Source organism: Pseudomonas sp. NPDC089530 (assembly GCF_050280705.1).
GTDB lineage: Bacteria > Pseudomonadota > Gammaproteobacteria > Pseudomonadales > Pseudomonadaceae > Aquipseudomonas.
Genome location: NZ_JBNNVU010000153.1, coordinates 1 through 7584, shown reverse-complemented (window position 1 = coordinate 7584; position 7584 = coordinate 1). Strand labels below are relative to the sequence as shown.

General features: G+C 60.8%; 8 protein-coding genes and 2 pseudogenes. All 10 read left to right on the top strand.

The window, feature by feature from the left end; all coding sequences use genetic code 11:
• Window positions 1-44 precede the first annotated feature (44 nt).
• Window positions 45-1013: pseudogene (gene aspS, locus ACQKQA_RS29175) on the top strand (aspartate--tRNA ligase); the annotation flags it as partial.
• A gap of 118 nt (window positions 1014-1131) precedes the next feature.
• On the top strand, window positions 1132-1878 hold the full coding sequence (locus tag ACQKQA_RS29170) for a YebC/PmpR family DNA-binding transcriptional regulator (protein ID WP_427564649.1): 747 nt from the start codon (window positions 1132-1134) through the stop codon (window positions 1876-1878).
• 155 nt (window positions 1879-2033) lie between these two features.
• The gene (ruvC, locus tag ACQKQA_RS29165) at window positions 2034-2558 is read left to right on the top strand and encodes a crossover junction endodeoxyribonuclease RuvC (protein ID WP_075121317.1); all 525 of its coding nucleotides are present in this window, start codon (window positions 2034-2036) and stop codon (window positions 2556-2558) included.
• 114 nt (window positions 2559-2672) lie between these two features.
• On the top strand, window positions 2673-3281 hold the full coding sequence (gene ruvA / locus ACQKQA_RS29160; protein ID WP_009050469.1) for a Holliday junction branch migration protein RuvA: 609 nt from the start codon (window positions 2673-2675) through the stop codon (window positions 3279-3281).
• On the top strand, window positions 3282-4340 hold the full coding sequence (gene ruvB / locus ACQKQA_RS29155) for a Holliday junction branch migration DNA helicase RuvB (protein ID WP_427564648.1): 1059 nt from the start codon (window positions 3282-3284) through the stop codon (window positions 4338-4340).
• A 139-nt stretch (window positions 4341-4479) separates the two neighbouring features.
• Window positions 4480-4947: a tol-pal system-associated acyl-CoA thioesterase gene (gene ybgC / locus ACQKQA_RS29150; RefSeq protein ID WP_427564647.1), complete on the top strand. Its 468-nt coding sequence runs from the start codon at window positions 4480-4482 to the stop codon at window positions 4945-4947.
• Window positions 4937-5632: a protein TolQ gene (gene tolQ / locus ACQKQA_RS29145; RefSeq protein ID WP_044464671.1), complete on the top strand. Its 696-nt coding sequence runs from the start codon at window positions 4937-4939 to the stop codon at window positions 5630-5632. Before ybgC ends, tolQ begins: the two co-directional genes overlap by 11 nt.
• 14 nt (window positions 5633-5646) lie before the next feature.
• Window positions 5647-6099 (top strand): protein TolR, encoded by a 453-nt coding sequence (gene tolR / locus ACQKQA_RS29140; RefSeq protein WP_007931110.1) that lies wholly within the window; start codon window positions 5647-5649, stop codon window positions 6097-6099.
• Window positions 6099-7178, top strand: a complete 1080-nt coding sequence (gene tolA / locus ACQKQA_RS29135; RefSeq protein ID WP_427564646.1) for a cell envelope integrity protein TolA — start codon at window positions 6099-6101, stop codon at window positions 7176-7178. Before tolR ends, tolA begins: the two co-directional genes overlap by 1 nt.
• A pseudogene (locus ACQKQA_RS29130) lies at window positions 7175-7584 on the top strand (Tol-Pal system beta propeller repeat protein TolB); the annotation flags it as partial. The gene tolA and the pseudogene ACQKQA_RS29130, both read left to right, overlap by 4 nt.

The window sequence follows — 7584 nt, the reverse complement described above, 5'->3', positions numbered from 1 at the left end:
CCGCTGTCCTGGCCGAGCGAGTATGAGTGGACGCTGCTTGGCGCTATCCTGATCGCCGCTTCGAAGAGGCCATGCGCCGCTACGGTTCCGACAAGCCGGACCTGCGTATTCCGCTGGAACTGGTGGACGTTGCCGACCAGCTCAAGGAAGTGGAATTCAAGGTGTTCAGCGGCCCGGCCAACGACCCGAAATGCCGTATCGCCGCCTTGCGCGTGCCAGGCGGGGCAAGCATGCCGCGCAAGCAGATCGACGATTACACCAAGTTCGTCGGCATCTACGGTGCCAAGGGCCTGGCGTACATCAAGGTCAACGAGCGCGCCAACGGTGTTGACGGCCTGCAGTCGCCGATCGTCAAGAACATCCCGGAAGCCAATCTGAACGTGATCCTCGACCGCGTTGGCGCTGTCGATGGCGACATCGTGTTCTTCGGCGCCGACAAGGCGAAGATCGTCAGCGAAGCCCTGGGCGCGCTGCGTATCAAGCTGGGTCATGACCTGAACCTGCTGACCTGCGAGTGGGCACCGATGTGGGTCGTCGACTTCCCGATGTTCGAAGAGAACGAAGACGGCAGCTTCACCGCGTTGCACCACCCGTTCACCGCGCCGAAGTGCTCGCCGGAAGAACTGGAAGCCAGCCCGGCGACTGCTTTGTCCCGTGCCTACGACATGGTGCTCAACGGTACCGAACTGGGTGGCGGTTCGATCCGTATCCACCGCAAGGAAATGCAACAGGCGGTGTTCCGTCTGCTGGGTATCGACGAAGCGGAACAGGAAGAGAAGTTCGGCTTCCTGCTCGACGCTCTGAAATACGGTGCGCCGCCCCACGGTGGCCTGGCTTTCGGCCTGGACCGTCTGGTCATGCTGATGACCGGCGCCCAGTCGATCCGTGAAGTGATCGCGTTCCCGAAAACCCAGAGCGCCGCGTGCGTGATGACCCAGGCTCCTGGCCTGGTCGATGCCAAGGCGCTGCGCGAACTGCACATCCGTCTGCGCGAACAGCCAAAGGCTGAGTAAGGCCGACCTGAAGGCGCATCTTCGGATGCGCCTTTTTCTATTGTGTCGGGATATTTTGTTGCCCGCCCGCCTTTAACGGTGGTGCGGGCAATGTTGCAAAGAGAATTTGGAGCACGTTATGGCCGGTCATTCCAAGTGGGCGAACATCAAGCACCGCAAAGAGCGTCAGGATGCCAAGAGAGGCAAGATTTTCACCAAATGGATTCGTGAGCTGACAGTCGCTGCCCGTCAGGGCGGTGGCGAGCCGGGTTCCAACCCGCGCCTGCGCCTGGCCCTGGACAAGGCCCTGGGCGCCAACATGAGCCGCGACATCATCGATCGCGCCATCGCCCGGGGCACCGGCGCGGCGGGCAGCGACGACGTGGTCGAGCTGACTTACGAAGGCTACGGCCCGAACGGTGTGGCGGTAATGGTCGAATGCATGACCGACAACCGCAACCGTACCGCCGCAGCCGTGCGCCATGCGTTCAGCAAGTGTGGCGGCAACCTGGGGACCGATGGTTCGGTGGCCTATCTGTTCGAGCGCAAGGGACAGATTTCCTTCGAGCCGGGCGTCGACGAGGATTCGTTGATGGAAGCCGCCATGGAGGCGGATGCCGACGACGTGGTGACCAATGCCGACGGTTCCATCGACGTGTTCACCTCGTTCGCCGGTTTCTATGCCGTGCGCAACGCCCTGGAGGCAGCTGGTTTCAAGGCGGTCGATGCGGAAATCGTCATGTTGCCGACCACCAGCGCCGAGCTGGATCTGGAAGGCGCCGAGAAGGTTCTCAAGCTGATCGACATGCTCGAAGACCTGGACGATGTGCAGAACGTCTACTCCAACGCGGATATTCCCGAGTCGGTTGCCGAGCAACTCGGCTGATACCGCGCTACAAAGATCGCAGCTTTCGGCGGTTTCCCCCTTACACCCAGGGTTAGGCTGTACCTGTAGGGGAGCTGTCGAAGGCTGCGATTTTTTGTTTTTCCGGTCTCTGCCGGAGTTACCTTAGGCAATCGAATCTTCTCTTTGCAGGCGTTATGACTCTTATTCTTGGTATCGACCCGGGTTCGCGCATCACCGGTTATGGCGTGGTACGTGATACCGGGCGCGGCTGCGTGTACGTGGCCTCGGGCTGCATCCGAACAGGCGCTGGCGAGCTGCATGAGCGGCTGCAGATCGTCTATCGCGGGGTGCGTGAGGTGATCCAGACCTACGGCCCGGTGACCATGGGTATTGAAAAGGTGTTCATGGCGCGCAATGCCGATTCGGCCCTGAAACTGGGGCAGGCCCGTGGCGCGGCGATTGTGGCGGGGGCCGAGGAAAGCCTGGAGATCGCCGAATATACCGCCACTCAGGTCAAGCAGGCGGTGGCGGGCACCGGCGGGGCCAACAAGGAGCAGGTGCAAATGATGGTCATGCACTTGCTCAAGTTGACCAGCAAGCCGCAGATCGATGCCTCGGACGCCCTGGCGATTGCCATCTGTCATGCCCACACCCGCTCCAGCCTGGTGCCCCACGGCCTGGGCACCGCACGCAGTCGTGGCGGCCGGCTGCGTCTCTGATAGCATCTGCGCCAACATTTGATGAGTGGAGTGTCTCGCGCCTGTCTGCCCGGCCCGGACCTTCATGCTGTTATCCGCCGGCCGCTGGTCCGGCCTGAGCTAAGGATCTGAAACGTGATTGGACGCTTGCGCGGCACCTTGGCTGAGAAACAGCCGCCGCACCTGATTCTCGATGTAAACGGTCTGGGTTATGAGGTGGAGGTGCCCATGACCACCCTCTATCGCCTGCCGTCGGTCGGTGAACCGCTTACCCTGCACACTCATTTGGTCGTGCGTGAAGATGCCCAGTTACTCTATGGCTTTGCCAGCAAGCGCGAACGGGACTTTTTTCGCGAGTTGATTCGCCTCAACGGTGTGGGGCCGAAGCTGGCGCTGGCGCTGATGTCCAGCCTGGAGGTCGACGAACTGGTGCGTTGCGTGCAGGCCCAGGATACTTCTGCGCTGACCAAGGTGCCTGGGGTCGGTAAAAAGACCGCCGAGCGCCTGTTGGTCGAGCTCAAGGATCGCTTCAAGGCCTGGGAAACCGTGCCGAGCATGTTTGCCCTGGTGCCGAACCAGCCGGATGCGCCGATGCCGGTGGCCAGCGCCGAGACCGATGCGGTCAGCGCCCTGATCTCCCTGGGCTACAAACCGCAGGAAGCCAGCAAGGCCGTCTCCGCCATCAAGGAAAAAGGCCTGAGCAGCGAAGACATGATTCGCCGCGCCCTGAAGGGAATGATTTAAGTGATAGAAGCAGATCGTCTGATCGCCGCCACGGGCCCCCGTGAGCGCGAGGAAGTCCAGGACCGTGCGATTCGCCCTGTCAGCCTGGCCGACTATATTGGCCAGCCGACGGTGCGCGAGCAGATGGAGCTGTTCATCCAGGCTGCCCGCGGGCGCAACGAGTCGCTGGACCATACCCTGATCTTCGGCCCGCCAGGCCTGGGTAAAACCACGCTGGCCAACATCATCGCCCAGGAAATGGGCGTGTCGATCAAGAGCACCTCGGGCCCGGTGCTGGAGCGCCCTGGCGACCTGGCGGCGCTGCTGACCAATCTCGAGCCGCACGATGTGCTGTTCATCGATGAAATCCATCGCTTGTCGCCGATCGTCGAGGAGGTGCTGTACCCGGCGATGGAAGATTTCCAGTTGGACATCATGATCGGCGAAGGCCCGGCGGCCCGCTCGATCAAGCTCGATCTGCCGCCGTTCACCCTGGTGGGGGCTACGACCCGTGCGGGCATGCTGACCAACCCGCTGCGTGATCGTTTCGGTATCGTTCAGCGTCTGGAGTTCTACAGCAATGCGGACCTGGCAACCATTGTCGGGCGTTCCGCCGGCATTCTCGGTTTGCCGCTGGACCCGGAAGGGGCCTTCGAAGTCGCCCGACGCGCCCGGGGTACACCGCGTATCGCCAACCGTCTGTTGCGCCGGGTGCGGGATTTCGCCGAGGTTCGCGCCAAGGGCCACATCACCAAGGCCATCGCCGACCTGGCGCTGAACCTGCTGGATGTCGATGAACGTGGTTTCGATCATCAGGACCGGCGCCTGCTGCTGACCATGATCGAGAAGTTCGATGGCGGGCCGGTGGGGGTCGACAGCCTGGCAGCCGCCATCAGCGAGGAACGGCACACCATTGAAGACGTACTCGAGCCCTATCTGATCCAGCAAGGCTATATCATGCGTACGCCACGGGGGCGCGTGGTGACCCGGCATGCCTATTTGCATTTCGGTCTAAACATCCCGTCACGATTGGGGGAGATGCCCGTGGTAGACGAATTCCTCGATGCCGTGGACGATTGATGGCGCGCTCGGTACCGATTTATTCGCAGGCTGTGCTGTCCTAGGGGGCTGGTATCGCCGTTATTCGCCACAAAGGCGTTCGAGAATGAAAAAACAGTTGCCTGGCCGGATTGGCAACCTGAGGAGTAAGCACTAGAGTATGCGCGCGCAAAACGGGCTTGAGCCGTTCGCACATCGTTGTCGCGTTTATTACGAAGACACCGATGCCGGCGGCATCGTGTATTACGTTAATTACCTTAAGTTTATGGAGCGGGCTCGAACCGAGCGGCTACGTGATCTGGGCTTTGCCCAATCGCAGCTGGCAGGGGAGAACCTGTTGTTCGTCGTGCATTCCAGCGAAGCGCGCTACCACGCGCCGGCGCGACTGGACGACGAGCTTCTGGTAAGTGCAGAAGTCAGCGAATTGAACCGGGCCAGCCTGCGCTTCAGACAGCAGGTCAGGCGAGCCTCGGATAATGCATTGCTCTGCGAAGGGCAGTTCCTGGTGGCCTGTGTGCGCACCGACAATTTGAAACCCCGGGCCATTCCCGAAGCTCTGCGTGCGGCCTTTGCCGGCGAGAGCGGCGCGGGTACACACTCAGAGCAGGAGATAAAGCGTGGAAGCTAACGTCGTCGACCATTCCTCCATGTGGAGCTTGGTCAGCAATGCCAGCGTCGTTGTGCAGTTGGTAATGCTGACCCTGGTAGCCGCATCGGTGACCTCATGGATCATGATCTTTCAGCGCAGCAACCTGCTGCGTGCCGGTCGACGCGCCCTGGAGAGCTTCGAAGAGCGCTTCTGGTCGGGCATCGACCTGTCCAAGCTGTACCGCCAGGCGGGCAGCAACCCGGATCCGGATTCGGGCGTGGAGCAGATCTTCCGGGCCGGTTTCAAGGAATTCTCGCGCCTGCGCCAGCAGTCGGGCGTTGATCCCGAGGCGGTCATGGAAGGTGTCGCGCGGGCCATGCGTGTCGCCATCTCCCGCGAAGAAGAGAAGCTCGAGCAGAGCCTGCCCTTCCTCGCCACCGTCGGCTCGGTCAGCCCGTATATCGGTCTGTTCGGTACCGTCTGGGGGATCATGAACTCCTTCCGCGGCCTGGCCAGCGCCCAGCAGGCGACCCTGGCGACCGTCGCCCCGGGTATCGCCGAAGCCCTGATCGCCACCGCGATCGGCCTGTTCGCCGCGATCCCGGCTGTTATCGCCTACAACCGTTTCTCGGCCCGTGGCGAAACCCTGATCAGCCGTTACTACACCTTCGCCGACGAGTTCCAGGCGATCCTGCACCGTAAAGTGCACACCAGCGAAGAGTGAGCAGGTAAATCCCCATGGCCCGAGTTCGCCACAAACGCAAGCCGGTTGCCGAGATGAACGTGGTGCCCTACATCGACGTGATGTTGGTACTGCTGGTTATCTTCATGGTGACCGCGCCGATGCTCAATCAGGGCGTGAAAGTCGATCTGCCCAAGGTTTCCAGCGAAGCCTTGCCGCAGGACAACAACACCCAGGTCCTGACCATTTCGATCAAGGCTGACAAGACCTACTACTGGAACCTTGGCAGCGAAGTCGACACCGACAAGCAGATGGACAAGGCCATGACCTTGCCGCAGATGACCGACGCCGTGACCAAGATCATTCGCGCCGGCAATGAAGGCGGCAAGCATACCCAGGTGTTTATCCGCGGCGACAAGTCCGTTGACTACGGTGCCGTCATGGGCGCCATGGGCGGGCTGCAGAAGGCCGGCGTCGGAAACGTTGGCTTGATTACCGAGGCGCCCTGATGCAGCAACAGCGAGAGCCGTCCGCCTCGGAAAGCTACTTCTGGCCTAGCGTGTGGGCAATTGCCCTGCACGTTCTGGTGTTCGGCATGCTGTTCGTCAGTTTTGCCATGACGCCGGAGTTGCCGCCGTCCAAGCCGATCGTCCAGGCGACCCTGTATCAGCTGAAATCGAAAAGTCAGGCGACTACCCAGACCAATCAGAAGATTGCGGGTGAGGCGAAGAAATCCGCCGCGCGCCAGACCGAAGTCGAGCAGATGGAGCAGAAAAAGGTCGAGCAGGAAGCGGTGAAGGCTGCGGAACAAAAGAAAGAAGAGGCTGCCCAAAAAGCCGAGGAAGCGAAAAAGGCCGACGAAGCCAAGAAAGCGGAAGAGGCGAAGAAGGCTGATGAAGCCAAGAAAGCCGATGACGCGAAGAAGGCTGCGGAAGCGAAAAAGGCAGAAGAGAAACAATTGGCTGATATAGCCAAGAAGAAAGCCGAAGAAGAAGCCAAGAAAGCCGCTGAAGAAGAGGCCAAGAAAAAGGCCGCCGAAGAAGCGAAGAAAAAGATAGTCGAAGACGCGAAGAAGAAAGCCGCGGAAGACGCCAAGAAGAAAGCTGAAGCAGACGAGGCGAAGAAGAAGGTCGCCGAGGAAGCGAAGAAGAAAGCCGCCGCCGATGCAGCCAAGAAAAAGGCTCAGGAAGCAGCGCGTAAATCGGCCGAAGAGAAAAAGGCTCAGGCCTTGGCTGATTTGCTTTCCGACACGCCGCAGCGTCAGCAGGCCTTGGCGGACGAGCAGGGCGATGAAGTCGCGGGTAGTTTCGACGATCTGATTCGTGCTCGAGCGGCGGAAGGTTGGGCTCGTCCTCCTTCGGCGCGCAACAACATGACTGTCGTGCTGCAAATCGGCATGTTGCCTGACGGTACGGTGACTTCCGTATCGGTGGCCAAGTCCAGCGGCGATGGTCCGTTCGATGCCTCGGCGGTAGCTGCGGTCAAGAACATTGGACGTTTGACAGAAATGCAGGGAATGAAGCCGAGCGATTTCGCTCCGTATCGTTCGTTCAAGATGACATTCACACCTGAGGATCTAGCCTTGTGAGAAACCTTCTTCGAGGATTGCTTGTCGCTATCTGCTGCATGGCAGGGATAGCGATGGCGGATGAAAAGAACATTCTGGTCACCAGTGGCAGCGACCGGGCCACGCCAATCGCCGTAGTGCCGTTCGGTTGGCAAGGGGGCAGCGTGCTGCCCGACGACATGGCGGAAATCATCGGTAACGACCTGCGCAACTCGGGTTACTACTCGCCGATTCCGAAGCAGAACATGATCAGCCTGCCGACCCAGGCCAGCGAAGTCATCTACCGTGACTGGAAGGCCCTGGGCGCCCAGTACATCATGGTCGGCAGCATCGCCGGCGTCGTCGACGAAGTAGGAGTCCTGGCCGCGGTAGGTGGCGACCCCCAGGGTCAGGTCGGCCAGGTTGTCGCCCTGGGCGAAGGCGCGCG

Excerpts from the sequence above, each read along its gene's own strand:
- ACQKQA_RS29170 (WP_427564649.1), top strand. The coding sequence starts at position 1,132 with ATGGCCGGTCATTCCAAGTGGGCGAACATCAAGCACCGCAAAGAGCGT.
- ruvC (WP_075121317.1), top strand. The coding sequence starts at position 2,034 with ATGACTCTTATTCTTGGTATCGACCCGGGTTCGCGCATCACCGGTTAT.
- ybgC (WP_427564647.1), top strand. The coding sequence starts at position 4,480 with ATGCGCGCGCAAAACGGGCTTGAGCCGTTCGCACATCGTTGTCGCGTT.
- tolR (WP_007931110.1), top strand. The coding sequence starts at position 5,647 with ATGGCCCGAGTTCGCCACAAACGCAAGCCGGTTGCCGAGATGAACGTG.
- tolA (WP_427564646.1), top strand. The coding sequence starts at position 6,099 with ATGCAGCAACAGCGAGAGCCGTCCGCCTCGGAAAGCTACTTCTGGCCT.